Origin of the sequence: Lachnoanaerobaculum orale (assembly GCF_003862485.1) — a bacterium.
Lineage (GTDB): Bacteria > Bacillota > Clostridia > Lachnospirales > Lachnospiraceae > Lachnoanaerobaculum > Lachnoanaerobaculum orale.
In genome coordinates this window covers 1-2,463 of sequence record NZ_RRCM01000010.1, presented here as the reverse complement: position 1 = coordinate 2,463, position 2,463 = coordinate 1, and the positions used below count along the sequence as shown (strand labels likewise).

Here is a 2,463-nt window from a genome sequence, read left to right as displayed (position 1 = left end):
CTTTATCAGTAAAATGAGAGAGAAAAATCGCTTGAAAGACGGAGAAAGCTATAAGGCACTGATAATGGACTGTGGAGGAGGGACAACGGATCTAAGTGCATGTAAGTTTAAGGTACATGCAAAGGGTGATATACAGACTTACACAATGGAAAACAGCTATAAAAACGGAAATACGGACTTTGGTGGAAACAATATCACCTATAAAATCATGCAACTTTTAAAACTGCGAATAGTTTCAAAACTGCTTGATACGGATAAAGATTTAAGCCTTGAAGTTATTAATGAATTGCCTACAGATTCTTACAGATACATAGATGAAGAAGGTGTTGAAAGTTTTTATAAGGGATTACAGGAAGCTTATGAAAAGGCGGAAAATATTTTACCCACAGCTTTTAAGCGATTTGAAACTTATGGAAAAGAAGGGTATTACAGGGTAAGGAATAATTACTTTTTTTTATTCACATTGGCGGATGAGATTAAACAGGAACTTTTTTCAGGAAATGATATCGTTATAGAAGTACCTGAAGAAAAAAAGGGGGAATCAGGGCTTTTAAGACTTGAGGCGGACAGATATAAACTCTCAGTCTTTAAGGGAGAAAAACTTGAGATTTTAGAGGGGATGCCTAAGATAAGCTTTAACCGTTATGAAGTTGAAAAGCTGATTGCAGGAGAAATCTATGCAGTTATGAAAGTTTTTATGGAAAGACTTTATAAAAACGGAGAACTTTATAACTTTGACATGATAAGGCTTACAGGGCAATCATGTAAGATAGGGTTATTTAGAGATGCCTTAAAAGAATTTGTACCCGGAAACATGATGCAAAGCGGAGGAAGTGTTAAAAAGGAAGAGTTAAAACTTGCCTGTGTGGACGGACTGATGAGGTATCTGTATGATAAAAGAACCGGATATGCAGGATTTGATATAAGAGAAGAAGAGGCCCTTATTCCTTATAAAATAAAAGCCCTGTCATACTCAGGAAGACAAGAGGTACTTATAGACGGATTTGAAAGCAACAAGATGACAGGAAGTCTGCTTAGAAGTCTTGAAGATATCTTACTTAGAATGTATCTGTATGACGCTTCGGAAAGTGTACGATTTGAATATCTGTTTCACTTTAAAAAAGATGAGGCAAGAGAAACGGACAGAATGGAACTTGCAGGAAGATATAGCGGATATATAAAGCAGGAAGATACGGATGATATACAAAACGGAGAACTGAAGATATTTGCCTTTGTAGACTATAAAAAATGGGGATTTCAGATAGTACCTGTATACAGACTTAAAGATACCTTATATGCGGGAGAAGGAAAAGAGTATAAGTTTGAAACCGATGAATGGATTTGTGATTTCTTTGATGGAGAACACTAGAAGGAGAAGTTTATGGAAAACAGATACCCTTTGTTTGAGACAGGAAGAATCTTAAAAAAAGAAGCACTTGAAGTAATAAGAGACTATCCCAGAGATTTGCTTGATATCCTTTATGAGGGATATACGGACGGAGTCATAAGAGGATTAAGATTAAGTTCAGACCATGAAAACAGAAATCTCATCATAGGAAAGGGACTCATAAAACTGAAAGGAGAGGTATATCAGGTAAATAAAGAGATAAAAGTGGTATACACCCATACAGAGCAAAGGAGATATCTTAGACTAAAGTGTAATGAAAAGAAAGATAAAGACTTTACAGTAAGTGAAATAGAAGCTTTCCTTTCCGATGAGAAAGAAAATAAAGACGGAGAAATCCTGCTTTGCGACTTTTTATTAAAATCAGGATTTGTATTAAGAGATACCTACCTTAACTTTGCCGACATGAGGTCTGAGTATGATACCATACATCTGATAAATACAGATTATGCAGGATATGGTGAGAAGTCATTTAATATAGAAGTATTAAAAGCATATGCCAAAGAATACCTGAGTACAAAAAAATGTGAAGAAACTGACAGAACCTTTTGCTATATGGTATTAAACAGCATGGAAGGAATGGACAGAAGTATTATAGAAAACTATATAGCATTTAAAGAAGGAAAGCTAAAGGTAAGCCACCTAAGCAATAAAGAAATTTATACAGGGCTTTTGGATATATTAAGCAGTGCAAAAGGTCCGGACGGACATAGGACTACAGGATTTAGCCCAAAGAAGATTTTGGTGGAGTAGTAGCAATTAGGAGGAGAAGATGTCAAACATAATGGACTGCCCTTACGGACACAGGTTTTCAAAAACAAGGTATGGAACAATATGCCCACACTGCGGCTTTGATCTGGACACTCCTGAAAAAGTTTATGTAAGTTTAAGGAAAGAATGTGGACTTTCCCTAAAGGAAGAGAGACCGGTATGTGCATGGCTTGTATGTATAGAGGGTGCAAGAAGAGGGAAGAGTTATGTAATAAGCTTCGGAGAAAACTTTATAGGGACTGACAGGGATAATGAGATACAGGTTTTAGGGGATGAGAAGATGCTTG

At 36.2% G+C, this 2,463-nt stretch carries 1 protein-coding gene and 2 pseudogenes; all 3 read left to right on the top strand.

Features of this window, described 5'->3' with window-relative positions; genetic code table 11:
* A pseudogene (locus EHW90_RS13200) lies at positions 1–1,369 on the top strand (molecular chaperone); the annotation flags it as partial.
* A gap of 12 nt (positions 1,370–1,381) precedes the next feature.
* Positions 1,382–2,158: a hypothetical protein gene (locus EHW90_RS13195; RefSeq protein WP_124953117.1), complete on the top strand. Its 777-nt coding sequence runs from the start codon at positions 1,382–1,384 to the stop codon at positions 2,156–2,158.
* 19 nt (positions 2,159–2,177) lie between these two features.
* Positions 2,178–2,463, top strand: a pseudogene (locus tag EHW90_RS13190) (hypothetical protein); the annotation flags it as partial.